The following is a 15,817-nucleotide window of genomic DNA, read 5'->3' as shown; positions in this document are numbered from 1 at the left end:
TCACGCAGCTCTGGCAGCTGCCGCGGTTTCAGCAGCACCGTAAAGCTCCTCTATCACGAACTCCAGGCCTAGAGACCTTAATTTTTCTTTAGTGGGCATGCCGTTAGAGTCCCAGCCGCATATCTCATAATATTTTGGAAGCATCTCGTCGACCCTGGCGACGTTACCCTTTGCCAGGCCGGAGCTCAGGGGCACCTTCACGAACCTTTCCGGGAGGGAGTCATCCTTACGCCCGAAACCTTCTCTCGATGTGAAAGACCTGACGAGATTGACAGCCCTCTCACCTATCTCCCAAAATTCAGGCCAGCTATAATCGAAGCCTGTGGCGGCGTTGACAAGCATGAGGAAATCGTTCTGCAGTGTCAGCTCATTGGCTACGAACCTGCAGACGCATATGCAGTCTAACAGGGCGGATGCTTCGTTCTCCCTCTTGATCAGTCCGGGCTTGTCCGAAGTGTCGAACGGGTCGGTACGTTCCTCAGAAGTAAGATACTCTTTGTTAAAGACCCATGGCTTAAGATGATCGGCCCCTCGTTCGCACCTGGCATATGATAGCGCCGTTCCCTGGCCGCATCTTGGGTCATAGGCAGGGATCTCCTGGCCTTTCACGTTCGCGGCGAACTTATCCGTGCCCTTTCCTATCTCTTCCGACGCCTTTTTAGTGCCGTTCGCCACCAGCCTTCCCAGTATGCCTTCGCTCTTGCCCGCCGCATGAATTGCCGCCAGCCATGCGTCCTTATTTCCAAACCTCAGGTCAAGGCCGTTCGTAATGTCCTTCCCTATAATGCCTTTTTCATAACATTCCATCAGGAATGCTATGGTATTCCCCACGGATATCGTATCCATGCCATATCCGTCTAAAATATAGTCGGCAAGCGCAATGGCCTTAGGGTCATCTATCCCGCAACATGAGCCCAGAAGCGCCGTCGTTTCATATTCCGGGCCGTCATCTATCTTTCCTTCATAGCCCGGCTGCTCGAGCACGGTAAAATGTGTGCATTTTATTACGCAGTTCCAGCACGGGTGCCAGTTCTTTCCGCCATTCCAGAGGACTTTCCGCATAGACTCCCCGCTTATATTCTCCGCCCCTTCGAACTGCCCGTCCTGGAAGTTCCTTGTGGGCAAAGCACCCACCTCGTTGACGCCCATAAGTATATTCGGCGTGCCTCTATATCTCAAAGATTCAGCGGTAACAGGGTTTTTGTTCAGGCGCATATTTTGCTCTTTGACAAGTGCCATCATACCTTTATGGTCATCTACTGGCGGTCTCTTACTTCCGATGATAGAGATGGCTTTAAGGTTTTTGCTTCCCATCACCGCCCCCACCCCTCCGCGTGCGGCAGCTCTGGCGTCAGCTATGATCGCAGAGAGCACATCCTGCCTTTCTCCTGCCTGGCCTATGCTCAATACTTTAAGAGGCTTTTTAAGAGTGCCATATGCGTTTTTTATCCTCTCTGTGGCCGTCCATGTGTCGGTACCCCATATGTCCGAAGCATCAAGTATGCCGATGTCATCGTCCTGTATGTGTATGCGCACCGGGCTTTCCGATATCCCTTCCAGTATCATGCCATCATATCCCGCGAACCTTAGCTCGGGCCCCCAGTAGCCTCCGCCATAAGAGTCGGTAAATGTACCTGTCAGAGGCGATTTTGTCGCGGCGACGAACCTGTTGCCGGTGGGTGTCGCCGTCCCTGTAAGAACTCCTGTAAAAAGATACAGGTTATTTTCAGGGCCTAAAGGATCGACACCTTTCGGTATCTCCCTTATGGCATAATGAGCGGCAAGTGCTTTTCCTCCCGGGCACGACCTGGCGATATGCTCCGGGACATCCTCTACCTTTACACTACCGCCGGCAAGATTCACTCTTATTATCTTTCCCCACAATCCTTTCATCACTTCAACGCTCCGAATCATTTCAAAATATTGGCCGCTTTAAGATGGACCTCAACTTCCTTTTTTTGTGCGGCGCTTAACTCTTCCAGGGGCTTCCTTACATAGCCCGCCGGGAGCCCCTGTGCCCTGAGGCAATATTTTATGGATACGGGGAAGGTGCCGACGCTCATGGCCTTGATGACGTGGTTCAAAGCGAGCTGCATGCTCAACGCTCTTTTAAAATCAGTCTTCCGCAGTGCATCGTACATCTCCGTGCATATCCACGGGGCGATCGCGGCGCTTCCTATTATCATTCCCGCGGCTCCCATGCATAACCCGAAACATGCGAGGCTGTCCGATCCCACCATGACGGAGAACCCTTCGTATGACCTGTGTATGAACTCCTGTAACGCGGCGGGATCTCCTCCGCTGTCCTTTATTCCCACTATGCGCTCTTCAAGCGCGAAATCCGTCATTATGTCCGGGGACAATGTGTTGCCGGAAAATGATGGTATGTTATAGGCCAGGACAGGAATATCCGCCTTTTCGGCCACAGTTACAAAATGGTCCGCCATTCCTTTTTGTGACGGATGATAAAAATAGGGCGCGACCACTATGGCGGCATCACCGCCAGCGTCTTTTATGTATTTTGCCAGTGACACTGTCTCCCGCGTCGAAGCGTATCCGGCGTTGATTATCGTCTCCAGCCGGTTCACCGACCCGACGGCAATATCAACAACCTTCCTGCGTTCATTGTCATTCATCATTGCGAACTCGCCGGAGGTGCCCATAATAAGTATGCCGTTGATGTCCGTGTCTTCAAAATGCTGTATAAGGCCGATCAACGATTCGCCGTCCAGGTCACCGTTCTTTTTGAAAGGTACCGGAATGGCCGGGTAGACTCCTCCAGGATGGTACAATTCTCAGCGCCCCGCTGCCAGTGTCATATGCCCGATACCGGCAGGTGTCGAGCGATCTTACATGGCAAAACCAGTTTATTTTTTCAGGTTTTATACGTTAGGCGGCGATTTAACGGAGCTAATGTAATAAGTATCAAAATTTCCTGATAAGCCCTGGATAAATGTTAAAACGGGGCTGATTAGGACATAAACGAATGTACGAAGGACAGAACGGGTTTTTATTCTGTTTTTATACTAATGTCATCAAAAATTAATTATGGTGTCTTTGTTTGCCTTTTACACTTTCTTTTTGATTCAGGTTTTCAAGAACTTCTTGCCCTCTTCCCTCTGGCATTATATGCGGCATCTATCATTCGCCGGTATTCGACCAGCGGGAATGAAAGCTCATCAGGCAGCTTTTCGAAAAATCCTATGCCAAGTATCTCATTTTTATTGGGCGTTATCTCAAGCTTTTTGCCAAGCTCTCCCATGTACACGAGTCCGCCCTCCTCTTTTTCTATTACCTGCAGGGAACTCACGTCGTATCCTGTCTCTTCCCTGAACTCTCTTATCGCAGCCGATTCCGGGTCTTCTCCCGGCTCCATCTTACCTCCGGGCATCTCCCACGCTCTTCGTGCGTGACGGACCATTAAAAAGCTGTCATCGCGGAAGGCAATAACGTAAGTATACCTGACGTCGCTCATCTGATAGTAATGAACGCTAAGAATCAATAAATTTAACCGTCATGGCGATAGATGGCCATGACTGAACAATATGAAAATTTTTGTGACAGGCCTGATAAAGCAACTTATGCGGCCGTGCTTACAAGAGCTTTCTCTACGATGTGAGAGTATTTCTCTTTTATACTGTACTCATATTTTGCATCATACGAGTTCTTGTGAGCATGCAGTATGCCGAGCTTGGAGTGTATTACTCCTAACATTGCCGTTACCTGCTTTAAAGTAATGGTAAAGTTACGCTCGACCAGTATCCTGTGCAGTGTATCGGCAGTAAGCGTCTTGAGCTTGACGAACACCTGGAGAACGACTCTCCTGATGCCGCTCGTATCTGTCGCCAAATAATCGTACAATCTTTTTGTTATTTCATTTACCACAAAATCCATCGATTGCATCCCCATCCCTCTTGTTCTATTTGACAACCCCACTAATTATTTTAGAATATGGCATAAAAATATTTAACTCTTTCTTTAAGGCAAGCCTGTATGATAATATGTTATATTTTTGGAAATAATCGTTACGTACGTCGAAAATTCACGAAATTTCGAATAAAATAAATATATTAAATATTAGTATATTTTATTGATTATAATGTGTGATTAATCCGCATGTGATTGCTGTACAGGTATATGTCCGGTAAAAATGGATTATTTCGAATTTTAAGAATAAAGACCATCCAAACAATTGACATCATAAAAAAGTTCGATGCGGCTACCGGGAATTGAACCCGGACTTCGAGCTTGGGAAGCTCATGTCATAGCCACTAGACCATAGCCGCCTTATGCAAATAATAAATATTTCCAGCTACAACATAACGTTTTTGGTATATCTATTTTTTGATTTTTTAAGGTATCGTCAGCTATCTTTACGCGTTTTATATATGCGCCTTCTCATTAGCAGCGCGGTGGTCCTGAAGTTGAAGAACGGCGATGAGATGTTTCCATATGCCATAGTACGGTTTTTCAATATCGACTCCCTGACATCAGAATCTTCAGGTATCAGAGTGCCCGCATTTCCGATCTCTGCGCCAAAATGGGCATCGCTGCCGCCCACTTTTGCCAGGCTATACCTATCGGCATAATCTACTGCGGCATTATTGGATCTCCTGAATATGCAGCGGGCGTTCATCACTTCCACGCCGTCGATCTTTCTCGAGTCATCTTCCCTGAGCCAGAAAGCCGAGCCGCGCATACTGTCGAACGGGTGCGGGACAATAGCCACGCCGCCCTGGGATCGTATCTCCTCTATGACATCAATGTGACATCTGGACCTTATCTCCTCGCTAAGGAACAGCCCAATGACGTCCCCCCTGTCCGTACTCACTTCGCAGCCACAAATGACCTCGAGACCTTTTGGCGCGACCTTTTTTGCCGCAAGTCCGCCCCTTATGGTATCATGGTCAGTGACCGCAAGCCCGTCAAGGCCTCTCTTCAGCGCGATCTTGACGATCGTTTCCGGATCAAGTATCCCGTCCCTGGAGTATTTTGAGTGCATATGAAGATCGAATTTGCGCATATGTTCCCTCTGTTAGGGCCTTCGTATCCAAGATCGATTATATTTTCGAACATAAGATATTGATGGCATTTAGCAGCCCTGAATTATAATGTCAGCCCTAATATAGGTATCTCCATCATCATAATGGATAAAGATCATTTTTATATGCAAGGTGTAGCGTGTCGTCATTTCGTAGACCAATATGATCATCGTCTGATCGGACGGTGATCTGACATGCCGTACATGGGCATGATGCATTTTCATCTCAAAGGACATCTCAAGGAATCAACGCCTTTTTTAACAATAGCCTTTGAGATGTCCTTTGAGAGATAAAAATATGGCTATGATCTCTCATTACGAAAAATATCACGGACAATATCAAAGAATTCGTGACCGCTATAGATACCTGCCGGTATCCCATATTTGGATCAATAAAAAACCGTATTATTAGACGAAAAAAATTAAAAAGGGGATGGGCTCAGAATCCCATTCCGCCCATTCCGCCCATGCCACCCATTCCGCCGGCTCTCATCTGGGCCTGCGCTGCAGCCTGGGCTTCCATTATCTCCTGTTCGCTCGGCCCTGCGGACGCTATGACATCGTCGATCCTTAGGATCATTATGGCGGCCTCTGCTGCGGACCCTAATGCCTGCTTCTTGACACGTAAGGGCTCGATGACGCCTTCCTTTATCATATCCTCCGGCTTTCCGATGTATACGTTCAGACCAAAGTTCTTGCCGTTCTTGGATTCATGCTTGCTCCTTAAGGCAACGAGCATATCTATGGGATCCAGGCCTGCATTCTCTGCCAGTGTTCTCGGGATGATGTCGAGAGAGTTGGCGAAAGCCTCTACAGCCAGCTGTTCCCTGCCGCCGATGGAGGCCGCATATTGCTTCAGCCTTAATCCAAGCTCTATCTCAGGTGCGCCTCCGCCCGGGACGATCATTTTATCCTCTACGGCAACGCCGACGACGCGTATGGAGTCATGAAGGGCTCTTTCCAGCTCGTCCAGAAGCGTGTCCGTACCTCCCCTGAGCAGGACGGATACTGCCTTCGGGTTCTTGCATTTCTCAATGAACAGCATGCTGTCCTCGCCGCCGACGCGCCTCTCCTCGACGATGCCCGCGGTACCGAGATCCTTCTTGGTGTCGATCTCCTCTAATTTTGTGACTATGCGACCGCCTATTGCCTTGCTGATCTTCTTCATGTCCGACTCGGAAACGCTCTTGAACGCAAGGATACCTTCCTTTCCAAGGTAATGCGCTACCATGTCCTCAATGGACTTCTGGCTGAACAGGACATTAGCCCCGCTCTTTTTGATGATATCCACTTTCTTCTTAAGTATAGCCTCTTCCTGTTCCAGGAAAGATTTCATCTGGGTCGGCGAGGTTATCTTAATGCTCGCATCGACCTCGGTCTTCTTGACCTCGAGCGGCACGTTCAGTAGCAGGATCTTCGCGTTCTTTACCTGCTTTGGCATGTTCTCGTTAAGCCTGGTCTTGTTGATGATCATGCCCTCGACCATCTCGGAAGCGAGCACTCCCTGGCCTGCCTTCTTAACGACATGTATATTGTTGGTATCGACAACGCCCTCTTCCTCTACTGCCAGGACCGCATCGACTGCCAGGTCGGAAAGCTTATCTCCGATGGCCTCCGCGCCCTTGCCGGTCAATGCCGTGAACGCTATCCTCTTAAGGAACTTCTTGTCCTCCTTCTTGATGGGGACTGCGATCGTCTTAAGAAGCTCCTGGGATTTCTCCGCTGCAAGCCTGTATCCGTGGGCTATTGATGTCGGGTGGATCTCCTGGTCGATGAGCTCCTCTGCCCTTCTTAAAAGCTCTCCGGTAAGTATCACTGCTGTAGTGGTACCGTCCCCGACCTCATCATCCTGGGTCTTGGCCACTTCTATGACCATCTTTGCTGCCGGATGATCGATGTCCATCTCTTTAAGGATGGTCACACCGTCGTTCGTGACAACAGTGCTGCCCATCGAGTCGACGAGCATCTTATCCATTCCCTTCGGGCCCAGGGTCGATTTTACTGCTTCTGCAACCGCCCTGGCTGCCATGATGTTATAAGCTTGAGCCTCTCTGCCTCTTGAGCGACTTGTTCCTTCTCTCATTATGTAAACTGGCTGACCGCCAGCCTGCTGATTGGCCAACTTCATACCTCCAAAATATAGTTTGGTCTATTTGTAGGAATGTACTTCTATAAATAAATTTCTTATTTTTAACCTGCCGGAATCACCCTACAGAGGGCATCAAATCCCTTTTTTTAAGCCTCAGGTATCTATTCCATCGACATTCATGTATTTATCGGACAAAAGCTAAATTTAAATACTACTTTAGTGCATGTTTACCGCTACATGATTGACCAGATGCTCATTTCAGTCGGACTTCTCATAATCTCCCTTATCGCGGGCATATTAGCAGGCCTGGGAAAAGGATCATTTTCGGAAAAGGAAAAGAAATGGGTATCAAAAATAATGACTGGCCTTGTATTCGTCCTTATACTGCTAATGGGGATCAAGACCGGAATGAACGATATGGTCATATCCAACCTCGGGTCATATGGTCTCAACGCGCTATTGATCACCCTGGGCGCCGTGGCGGGAAGCATACTGTTCGCGTTCATTTTTGATAAGTTCATCGTCAGGAGCGTGGCAAAATGATACTTATCATACTGTTCGCCCTTGCGCTTGGCATATTGCTGGGAGTGTTTGATCTCATACCCTGCTTTTTCACGCCGTACCTGGATACCCTGCTCACTGTCATGCTGTGCATGCTGATGTTCGTGATAGGCGTGGACATGAGCCAGAACAAGACCGTGGCCGCGGAGATCAAACGCATGGGCATCAAGATAGTCTTACTGCCGCTATTTATCGCGGCGGGCAGCATAGTCGGGGCGCTATGCATAAGCTGTGTCACCAACGTTGCTCCGACGTATGCCATGGCCATTGGCGCAGGATTCGGCTGGTATACTCTTTCCGGCGTCATGCTTACGTCGCTGGTCGGCGCAGACATCGGCACGATGGCTCTGCTGTCGAACGTTTTCAGGGAAGTGCTCGCGTTCATGCTCGTGCCTGTCGTCGTAAAATATCTGGGCAAGATCTCTGCGATAGCGCCCGGCGGCGCGACATCGATGGATACTACGCTTCCCGTGGTCGTGAAGTACGCCGGCAGTGAAATGAGCGTGATAGCCTTCATAAGCGGCATCGTATTGTCGCTGCTCGTGATGGTGCTTGTGCCGCTCTTCGCAGGGCTCTAGAATAATTAATTTTAATTTTGTTAACCACGAAGCGCACGAAGGCGATTAAGGTACACTAAGTTGTTAACCACAAAGCGCACGAAGGCGATTAAGGTACACTAATATTTTTTAAAATATGCTTATCTAAAAAGGTCCTTTGTGTTCCTTGTTCGCCTTTGTGCGCTTTGTTGTTGGCAGTTTTGTGTTCCTTGTTCGCCTTTGTGCGCTTTGTTGTTGGCAGTTTTGTGTTCCTTGTTCGCCTTTGTGCGCTTTGTGGTTAGCAGTTTGGTGTTCCTTCGAGCCCTTTTAAGCTTAATTGTGGGAACATATTGGTCTTTTAGTCCTATATTCTATCCAGAATTTTTAATAGATCTTTAATATTTTCAGCGTCCGCAAAGGTAATATGTATTAAGCTCTAACGTCAATGGCGTTACGATGGAACGATTTAGCAATACCGCCGAAAAGTGCGCGGACCTGATAAGATCGAGCAAGGAAGTGGTCGTAGTCTCCCATATAGATGCGGACGGCCTTACGTCAGCCGGCATAATGTGTACCGCACTAAAAAGGATGGGAAAGCCATACACCACACGTTTCGAAAAAAAGCTCGATAGCGCCGCTTTAAAAAACATCGCGGATAATTGCCCGGGAAAGCTCGTTATATTTACCGACCTGGGGAGCGGAGCGCTGGACGAGATAGTAGCGCTCGGCATACCCGCAGTTATTGCAGACCATCATCAGCCAAGGCCGGTCGAGTACGAATATCATCTGAACCCCCACCTTCACGGGCTTAATGGCGCCACGGACATATGCGGGGCGGGAATGTCGTTTATCCTCGCCATGAAACTCGGCGACAACGTCGATCTTTCGTCGCTGGCCATTGTGGGCGCTGTCGGCGACCTTCAGGATATGCGTAATAATGCTCTGGTCGGAGTCAACAGGCAGATACTCGAAATGGGCAAAGAGCACGGATATCTTTTTTTTGAGAAGGATCTTAAGCTCTTTGGCAGGCAGACGAGGCCGATATTCAAACTTTTACAGTATAGCTCGGACCCGTTCATCCCCGGGCTAAGCGGAAGCGAGGACTCATGTATAGCGTTCCTGGAAAATGCGGGCGTACATGTCAGGACGGATACATGGAGGAGATGGATAGACCTGAGCCCGCAGGAAAAGAAGACCGTCACCTCAAAACTTATACAGTATTGTCTGTCGTGCGGGATGCAGCCGTATAAGGTGCAAAGGCTCATAGGGGATGTATATACGCTTCTTAAGGAAGAACCCGGAACTGAATTAAGGGACGCTTCGGAATACTCTACCCTGCTGAACGCTACCGCGAGATATGATCATGCGGATATAGGCCTGGCAGTATGCATGGGCGACAGGGGCGATGCATTTAACTATGCGCGAGACCTTTTAGAGCAGCACCGCCGAAATCTTGTGAACGGCCTCAACTACGTCATGGATAAAGGCGTGACGCGTCTTGAGAACTTACAGTACTTCCATGCGAAAAAGGAAATACGGGAAACGATAGTGGGCATCATAGCAGGGATGAGCTCGAGCCTTGACTGCGTGCGCAGGGACATGCCGATAATAGGTTTCGCAAACTCGGAAGAAGGGATCAAGGTGTCCGGCAGAGGTAACCATGACCTTATACTGAGGGGGCTGAATCTCGCGAAAGCTATCGGGGAGTCCGCAGATGAGGTCGGCGGCGCCGGGGGCGGCCATGATATAGCCGCCGGGGCTACCATACCCTTCGGAAAAGAAGATGAATTTATAACAATACTGGACCAAAAAATAGGTAAACAATTAAGGCCAAAGTCACAATAGTGTTCATAATCCCTTAAATGGCATACCGAAAATCTTTTTAATTAGTCGATATATCTAACAAATTAGGCACTGGAGATAACAATGATCACGTTTTACTCAGAGGAAAGGTGGAACAACTGGATTAACCAGGTGAAGGAGAGCAAGTTCAAGATAGATCCCAACGCAGAGGGTCTCGGAAGAGAGGGTATAGTGTTCCTCGACATGGAAGAGGACGTAATACTTGCGATCTGTAAGATCACCGGAAAACTGCAGCGCGGAATGATATCTAAAGAGGATGCTGCAGCAAACCTCCAGATGATGAAGGAGATAGTCCTCCAGAAAGTCGAGCCGATGGACGATGATAAGGACATGATGGTAGAGTCCGTCCAGTCCGCCCTGGTAGGCGTGTTCGCAGCAGCCGAATATTTTGTCGAGGGAGACTTTAACGAAAAGGACAACCCTGAAAAATTGATCCTTGAAGCGGCAAAGGCAGAAGAGAAGGAAGATCTTGATAAGGCGTTCGAGCTCGTTGGTAAGGCCGGCGCGCTGGTCCTTTCAGGAAAGGCATTTGACAGTGAAAAAGTCCTCGATAAGATCCCCCCGTCGTTCGTGGCTGAAGGCGTGGACGGCATCGATTCGATAGCTGCAGTGCTTGCAGGCGGCATCGACTACTCTGACGAAGCCGACGACGAAAACGATTGATCCTTTTCTTTTTCTAAATTTTTACTTCTTTTATTCATTTTCCTTCTATGACTGTCCCTATGGTCATTTTACCGTCAATGGCGTCAATGACCCTTTGCGGGTAATGTCCGTTAACCACTGTCACGTCCATCCCGTATTTAATAAGGTATCCCGGCAGCGCAAGGTCGACGCATGTCTCTTTCATTTTTTTGATATCGGATGCCCCGGCCCTGTCCAGTAATTTGCCGTTCACAAAAATTCCGTCCACATCAGTGGCCTTGATAAGCCGCGCGCCAGCCATGTGAGCTATCCATGCGGCTATCGTGTCCGACGTAACGTCCCAGGAATGGGGGAGTTCGTCATTTTCCTTGATCATCTCATAGGGCAGCAATATCCGGACACCGCTCTCACTGCTTATAGAGTCCCTTAACGGTATCCCTGTTTTATCGGAAAGGTAAAAAGCGTACTCGTTCATGGCGAGAATTGCCATCCAGTGTGCTGCGTCATCCGAAAGCGAATATTTCCTGTCAATATCCCTGACGATATTCGCGAATTCACCGCCCCCGGGAACGACTAAAATATCAGCGTCGAGGTCTTTTATCTTATTCAATAATCCGGGAGCCTCATCAAAAAGGCTGCCCCCTAACTTTATCACTATCATTTTACCAGCCCAGGCCGCGCGTTATCATGCTATAGGCGATATATAGCAACGTTAGATTAAATGCATACCTGATATATTTAGTTTTAAGCATGTCAGCCGCACCTGCGCTTATCCTGGCGCCTATCACAGCCCCCGGGACAGTCATGGCTGTTATGATCAAGGCTTCCTCTGCGTCGAATAGCGTGCCTGAAAACATGAAATATAATATGGCGCCTATGGTGGAAGCTATGGCAATAGTGCCCATGGAGTTGGCTATCGCGTTCTTTATGGGCGTCTTAAAAAAATTGGTCTGCACGGAGACTGCCAGCCCCCCTCCGCCAAGTCCCAGCGCGCCGCAAAGAATGCCTATGATGAAGCCCAGCATACTGTGCCCTTTCCTGTCTATGTGTTCAGGCTCTTTTATCGGCTCTCTGTCCTTAGATTTATTGTTTACGAATGCCAGCGCGACCATGAACAGGAGGAAGGATCCGTAAAGTATCATTATGGCCGATGCAGGGCTGTTCGTAGATATCGCAATGCCAGCGATGATGCCCGGGACTGCTGCTATGTTCATTATTTTTACCGCATTCCTGTGAAGGAGCCCCTTACGCTCATATTTTAGCACTGCGGACAAAGACACCGCGACATTAGTGATCAGTGCTATGGCCATCGCCATCTGTATCGGCAGGCCGAACAACAACGACAGGACCGGTATCAGGATCACCGCGCCGCCTATTCCCAGCAGGGCGCTGAACGAGCCTATAAGTGTCCCGGTCATTAGAAAAAGTAAGGCTTCCAGCATCTCCATTAATATCTCATAGCATGAAGTATTGTATATATAAAGCATTAGCGTAAAGCTTATCGGTTACATACCCAGGCCACTTGTTATCATCCTATAGGCGATATAGGCTACCGTGGCATAGAAAATATACTTTATATATCTCTCAGGTAATCTTTTCGACGTCTTTGCGCTCAACGTCGCGCCGATTATCGAGCCCGGTGCTATGAATATTATCGACTCTATCACATCATCCGGGGAGAATAACCTGCCGGCATTTATTGAAATATAGATCAGGGCTCCCAGTGAAGACGCTAACACTATCGTGCCAAGCGAATTAGCTATAGCGTTCCTGAGCGGGACCTTGAACTGGTGTACCTGAACAGGAACGGCTATTACGCCTCCTCCGATGCCCAGGAGCGCTCCCAGCAGCCCCATAAAAAAGCCCAGTATGGAAAATCCTTTTTTATCAATGTTTTCAGGCTCTTCCATAGTAACATTCTCGCCACCGTCTTTCCTTATCAGCGCCTGCATGAGTACTACCAGAAGAAAACCGCCAAATATCAGTTTAATCGTAGTGTCAGTGCTGATCGAAGCGATGTACGTGCCCGCTATAATGCCCGGCACCGAGCCTATGTTCATTATCATCACTGTATTTTTATGCAACAGCCCCATTTTATGATACTTAAGCACCGCTGACGAGGATACGGCTATATTATTCAAAAGACCGATCGGTATCACGGTATGCACAGGCATGCCCATAGCAAGCGTTAATATCGGCACCAGCAGCGTGGAGCCTCCGATGCCTATCATGCCACCGAAAGCTCCTGAAATGAGGCCGGAAAGGAATAGCAGGATGATATTAAAAGGCTCCATTAAAACTATCTTTCCATTTACAGTATATTAAAAACTACCCGGCAGTGGAAGCCTTCGCTTTTTAATGGGGCCCCCTGATAGTATTGACTATCAAAATAAACGCTCTGATCAAAAAATAGGCGATCATTAAGCAAATAAAAATATAAAAAACGTATCAAGCCCGATATATTCAAACTTGATACTTCAAAGACCGGTTTACAGGATTATTTCAATGTCCAGCTCTTCTGCAAGTTCCTTATACCTGTTACGGATGGTGACTTCAGTGACCCCGGCTACGTTAGCGACCTCTCTCTGAGTCCTTCTTTCTCCGCAAAGGATCGAGGATATGTAGATCGCCGCCGCTGCCACGCCTGTCGGTCCTCTGCCGCTCGTAAGCTCTTTTTCCGCGGCCTGCCTGAGGATCTCCACTGCCTTGCTCTGGACCTCTCCCTTCAGGGATAATCCGGAGCAGAATCTCGGGACATAGTCGATGGGCGATGTGGGCATTAGCTTTAATCCAAGCTCTCTGGAGATGAACCTGTATGTACGGCCGATCTCTTTTCTGCTTACTCTCGACACTTCTGCAATCTCGTCAAGTGTCCTCGGAACGCCGTTCTGTCTGCATGCCGCATACAGTGCCGCCGCTGCGACGCCTTCGATGCTTCTGCCGCGTATGAGGTTCTTGGATACTGCCTTTCTATAGACGACCGCAGAAGTCTCTCTTATGTTACGGGGCAGACCAAGTGCGGATGCCATCCTGTCCAGTTCGGACAATGCGAAGGCGAGGTTCCTTTCTGTCGCATTGGATACCCTGATACGCCTCTGCCATTTTCTCAGACGGTATAACTGTGCTCTGTTCTTGGAGGATATGGACTTACCATAGGAGTCCCTGTTCCTCCAGTCTATCATAGTCGACAATCCCTTATCGTGAATGGTAAATGTCATTGGCGCGCCTACTCTTGACCTCTTCATGCGCTGGTCATGGTCGAATGCTTTCCATTCGGGTCCCATATCTATGAAATCTTCATCTACGACCAGGCCGCATTCGTTACAAACCAGTTCCGCTCTTTCATAATCGTGTACCAGTTGGCGCGAGCCGCATTCCGGGCATTCCAGTATCCTCTCTTCAGTCTCACCGGTCTTCTCTGATTCTTTTTTCATTTTTTCGAGGGTCTTTTCTTTGCTGACCTCTCGTCTTTCTATCTCTCTAATCTTCTCTATCTCTGCCACGATTACACCTTCATGCTACGTATACTCGCTCTTTCATAAGGGCCTGTACGCCGGACTGGGTCATTTTCCTGTCCAGCTTTATGGATATGTACGGAGACTTTTCAGGTCCGAAGACATCATAAACAGTTCCGATCCTATCCATTTTTTTATTGACTATCTTTGCGTTTATCCGGGGAAGTGAACTATCCTCTGAACGAACGATAAGATAACCATGAGCCGATAAATGTGAAACAATGCCAAGTCGCTTCAAAAAACGTCACTTCCAACTACAAAACTATATAAAGTCTAGCCTAATAGTATATAAACTTTACGCAATGCTTAATATAGTACACTAACAGCGTATTAAATTGTTATCGGGTTACTGCTCTGTAGTCAGAATATTATTAGCATCTATTTTTAACGATTTTGCCTAATAAATCTTTCGAATTATTTAGCGCGCGCTCCGCGTCACGCCTGGATAAACCTGCGCCAAGCGCGACCTTAAAAGCCCTATCGCTGGATATAAGGTCGTCAGGGGCGTGAGAATCAGTATCGACAACGAGCCCTACTCCGCTTATTTCCGCTATCCGGGCCACATGCCCGTTGGTCATATTATGCCCTTTTCTTGCGGTGATCTCCAGATGGATCCCGTTAGAAGCAGCTTTCCTCGCCTCTTCCTCTGTAATGAATCCGGGATGGGCTATGATATCCACATCGCCGCAGCCTGCGGCAGCCATGTTAGTTCCGGGCATCACCGGCTCTGCCGGCGTCTCGCCATGGACCACGACTATCTCTGCTCCCAGCTCTTTTGCCCTGCGTGCCAGTGCCGGGATGTACGCGGGCGGCACATGTGTGATCTCCACGCCAGTCGCTACAGTGATCTCATAAGCATTTTCAAGATATCTGGCTTTTTTTGCCGCTTCTATGAGGAACTCCAGGTTTGACGGGTCGGCATGGTCAGTGATAGCGATGCCCGTATAGCCCATGACTTTGGCCCTTCTTACAAGTTCGCTGGGTATGAGTTCCCCGTCACTAAAAGTGGTATGCGTGTGGAGATCTATCATGATTAGAGACTTATCTTATGGTAATATTTATTCTTTGTGCGGCAATAATGGCGATCCCTTAAATTGCATGCCCGATCGTTAAGATCGCATTTACTCTACTGCTTGCCCCCTCTCATCCTGATGATCTCCTTGCCGATCCTTCGCAGCAGATCACTCTTGGGGCCTATGTTATCTATGGCCACATAACCCGTCTTTTCCCACCAGATCGAAGGGTGTACCTTATTCTGGTATATCTCGGGGTGGAGGCCTAAGTTATCGGCCGCCTTCACGATCTCCGAGGCTTTAGGGGACTTAACGGAAAACTCTTTGGGCGTTAGCCTTCCTTCATTCCTTGTCCTGCTAAGGTCGAGATAGATCGGCCATATGATTATTTTTTTATTTTGTTTCATCTCTTCTTTTTGCATCACTAATACGTAACTCCTCAAGAACTATTTATTTTTCGTGTTGCCTGTGCCGGCCATTAATGCTTAAGTATGCTTATGGCGAAATATCGTGATCCAGCTTTAAAATAAAGTATAATGCAGGGCAAGATCTTTCAT

General features: G+C 48.3%; 17 protein-coding genes and 1 tRNA gene. 4 read left to right on the top strand and 14 right to left on the bottom strand.

Going from position 1 to position 15,817, the window contains the following annotated elements:
• The 7 genes from CUJ83_RS14455 to thsA all read right to left on the bottom strand — a co-directional run bounded on the left by CUJ83_RS14455 (nt 1) and on the right by thsA (nt 7,169).
• Nucleotides 1-1,893: an aldehyde ferredoxin oxidoreductase family protein gene (locus CUJ83_RS14455; RefSeq protein ID WP_230743115.1), complete on the bottom strand. Its 1,893-nt coding sequence runs from the start codon at nt 1,891-1,893 to the stop codon at nt 1-3.
• A gap of 17 nt (nt 1,894-1,910) precedes the next feature.
• Entirely contained in the window at nt 1,911-2,792 is an 882-nt protein-coding gene (gene dapA / locus CUJ83_RS14450; protein ID WP_230743113.1) for a 4-hydroxy-tetrahydrodipicolinate synthase, read from the bottom strand.
• A 302-nt stretch (nt 2,793-3,094) separates the two neighbouring features.
• Complete coding sequence (locus CUJ83_RS14445; RefSeq protein ID WP_230743112.1) at nt 3,095-3,475, bottom strand: NUDIX domain-containing protein; 381 nt, start codon at nt 3,473-3,475, stop codon at nt 3,095-3,097.
• Between the two features lie 104 nt (nt 3,476-3,579).
• Complete coding sequence (locus tag CUJ83_RS14440) at nt 3,580-3,894, bottom strand: DUF2551 domain-containing protein (RefSeq protein ID WP_230743110.1); 315 nt, start codon at nt 3,892-3,894, stop codon at nt 3,580-3,582.
• A 320-nt stretch (nt 3,895-4,214) separates the two neighbouring features.
• Nucleotides 4,215-4,286, bottom strand: a tRNA-Gly gene (locus CUJ83_RS14435).
• A gap of 77 nt (nt 4,287-4,363) precedes the next feature.
• Nucleotides 4,364-5,023 (bottom strand): PHP-associated domain-containing protein, encoded by a 660-nt coding sequence (locus CUJ83_RS14430; RefSeq protein ID WP_230743108.1) that lies wholly within the window; start codon nt 5,021-5,023, stop codon nt 4,364-4,366.
• 457 nt (nt 5,024-5,480) lie between these two features.
• Nucleotides 5,481-7,169, bottom strand: coding sequence for a thermosome subunit alpha (gene thsA, locus CUJ83_RS14425; protein WP_230743106.1), 1,689 nt, complete (start codon nt 7,167-7,169; stop codon nt 5,481-5,483).
• A gap of 198 nt (nt 7,170-7,367) precedes the next feature.
• On the opposite strand from thsA, the gene CUJ83_RS14420 reads away from it, so the two are divergent.
• From CUJ83_RS14420 to CUJ83_RS14405, 4 genes are all read left to right on the top strand, one after another.
• Nucleotides 7,368-7,673, top strand: coding sequence for a LysO family transporter (locus tag CUJ83_RS14420; RefSeq protein ID WP_230743104.1), 306 nt, complete (start codon nt 7,368-7,370; stop codon nt 7,671-7,673).
• Complete coding sequence (locus CUJ83_RS14415; protein WP_230743102.1) at nt 7,670-8,269, top strand: LysO family transporter; 600 nt, start codon at nt 7,670-7,672, stop codon at nt 8,267-8,269. Before CUJ83_RS14420 ends, CUJ83_RS14415 begins: the two co-directional genes overlap by 4 nt.
• A 414-nt stretch (nt 8,270-8,683) precedes the next feature.
• On the top strand, nt 8,684-10,072 hold the full coding sequence (recJ, locus tag CUJ83_RS14410) for a RecJ family nuclease (RefSeq protein WP_230743100.1): 1,389 nt from the start codon (nt 8,684-8,686) through the stop codon (nt 10,070-10,072).
• 81 nt (nt 10,073-10,153) lie between these two features.
• Nucleotides 10,154-10,753, top strand: coding sequence for a DUF2150 family protein (locus CUJ83_RS14405; RefSeq protein ID WP_230743099.1), 600 nt, complete (start codon nt 10,154-10,156; stop codon nt 10,751-10,753).
• A gap of 34 nt (nt 10,754-10,787) precedes the next feature.
• Here CUJ83_RS14405 and CUJ83_RS14400 read toward each other — a convergent pair whose 3' ends face one another.
• The 7 genes from CUJ83_RS14400 to CUJ83_RS14370 form a co-directional block, all read right to left on the bottom strand.
• Nucleotides 10,788-11,393 (bottom strand): amino acid kinase family protein, encoded by a 606-nt coding sequence (locus CUJ83_RS14400; protein WP_230743097.1) that lies wholly within the window; start codon nt 11,391-11,393, stop codon nt 10,788-10,790.
• Between the two features lies 1 nt (nt 11,394).
• On the bottom strand, nt 11,395-12,180 hold the full coding sequence (locus CUJ83_RS14395; protein WP_230743095.1) for a sulfite exporter TauE/SafE family protein: 786 nt from the start codon (nt 12,178-12,180) through the stop codon (nt 11,395-11,397).
• 57 nt (nt 12,181-12,237) lie between these two features.
• The gene (locus tag CUJ83_RS14390; RefSeq protein WP_230743094.1) at nt 12,238-13,026 is read right to left on the bottom strand and encodes a sulfite exporter TauE/SafE family protein; all 789 of its coding nucleotides are present in this window, start codon (nt 13,024-13,026) and stop codon (nt 12,238-12,240) included.
• A 195-nt stretch (nt 13,027-13,221) separates the two neighbouring features.
• Nucleotides 13,222-14,226 (bottom strand): transcription initiation factor IIB, encoded by a 1,005-nt coding sequence (locus CUJ83_RS14385; protein WP_439651973.1) that lies wholly within the window; start codon nt 14,224-14,226, stop codon nt 13,222-13,224.
• A gap of 19 nt (nt 14,227-14,245) precedes the next feature.
• On the bottom strand, nt 14,246-14,485 hold the full coding sequence (locus CUJ83_RS14380; RefSeq protein WP_230743090.1) for an H/ACA ribonucleoprotein complex subunit GAR1: 240 nt from the start codon (nt 14,483-14,485) through the stop codon (nt 14,246-14,248).
• 133 nt (nt 14,486-14,618) lie between these two features.
• On the bottom strand, nt 14,619-15,278 hold the full coding sequence (locus CUJ83_RS14375; RefSeq protein ID WP_230743089.1) for a histidinol phosphate phosphatase domain-containing protein: 660 nt from the start codon (nt 15,276-15,278) through the stop codon (nt 14,619-14,621).
• A gap of 95 nt (nt 15,279-15,373) precedes the next feature.
• Nucleotides 15,374-15,682, bottom strand: a complete 309-nt coding sequence (locus tag CUJ83_RS14370) for a signal recognition particle subunit SRP19/SEC65 family protein (protein ID WP_230743087.1) — start codon at nt 15,680-15,682, stop codon at nt 15,374-15,376.
• Between the last annotated feature and the right edge of the window lie 135 nt (nt 15,683-15,817).

Source organism: Methanooceanicella nereidis, assembly GCF_021023085.1.
Taxonomy (GTDB): domain Archaea; phylum Halobacteriota; class Methanocellia; order Methanocellales; family Methanocellaceae; genus Methanooceanicella; species Methanooceanicella nereidis.
Note: the sequence above shows the minus strand (reverse complement) of the source record. Positions and strands in the feature narration are given on the sequence as shown.